1 pseudogene is annotated in these 1065 nt (G+C 70.6%); it reads left to right on the forward strand.

Features of this window, described 5'->3' with window-relative positions:
* A pseudogene (locus Q0112_RS08405) lies at window positions 1-1046 on the forward strand (host specificity protein); the annotation flags it as partial.
* Window positions 1047-1065: the final 19 nt, after the last annotated feature.

Consider the following 1065-nt stretch of genomic DNA (forward strand, 5'->3'; position numbering starts at 1 on the left):
TCGAGGAAGCGGGGCACCGGACGATCAGCGCCGTCCGGATCGAGGCGGGCGTGTATCAGGCCCCGGTTCGGGCGACGCGCATCGCGCGGGCCGCCGCGATGCCGGCCCAGGCGCCGGTGGACGTCGAATTCCTCGATCTGCCGCTCCTCACCGGGGACGAGGATCCGATCTCGCCGCATGTCGCGGTGGCGCGCAGCCCGTGGGCCGGACCGGTGGCCGTCTTCTCGGCGGCGAACGACTACGGCTATGCGCTGGACTGTCAGGCGAAGCGGCCGGCGGTCGTCGGGACGCTGCAGGGCCCGCTCCCGGCCGGGAAGCCGGGGCTCTGGATGGGCGCATCGGTTCGGGTCCGTCTTGCTTCGGGCGCGTTGCAGAGCCGGAACGAATCGGATGTGCTGGCGGGCGCCAATGCTGCGGCGCTGCGCCACGGGTCGATGGGCGACTGGGAGGTCGTGCAGTTCCTGAAGGCGGAGCTGGTGGCGCCGAAGGAATACCTGCTGAGCGGCTTCCTTCGCGGGCAGGCGGGGACCGATGCGGCGATCCCCGAGGTCTGGCCTGAGGGCACGGACTTTGTCCTGCTCGATGGCGCGGTCGGACAGATCCGCCTTCCCTCGGCGGCTCGCGGGCGCGAACGGCATTTTCGCGTCGGTCCGGCGGTCCGGGCCTATAACGATCCGAGCTACGTCCATCGCGTTGAGGTCTTCGCCGGTGTCGGCCTGAGGCCGTACCGGCCGGTTCATCTCCGCGCGGCCCGGCGGGGGGATGGCGGCATTGAGCTCTCCTGGGTCCGGCGGACGCGCCTGGATGGGGATAGCTGGGACGGGATGGATGTGCCGCTCGGGGAAGAGCGGGAGGAGTATCTCGTCCAGATCCTGCGGGGTGGTGCGATCGTGCGGGAGGCGAGCTGCAGCGCACCGCGCTTCCTCTATCCGCGGGCCGAGCAGGAGGAGGACGAGGGGGCCGGCGGTCCGCTCGGCTTCAAGGTCGCACAGGTGTCGGTCCGCTTCGGACCGGGGCCGTTTGAGAGGGTTGAATTCGATGGCTAGGACAGCCCAGCTGGGTCTT

The organism is uncultured Amaricoccus sp., assembly GCF_937858865.1.
Classification (GTDB): Bacteria; Pseudomonadota; Alphaproteobacteria; order Rhodobacterales; family Rhodobacteraceae; genus Amaricoccus.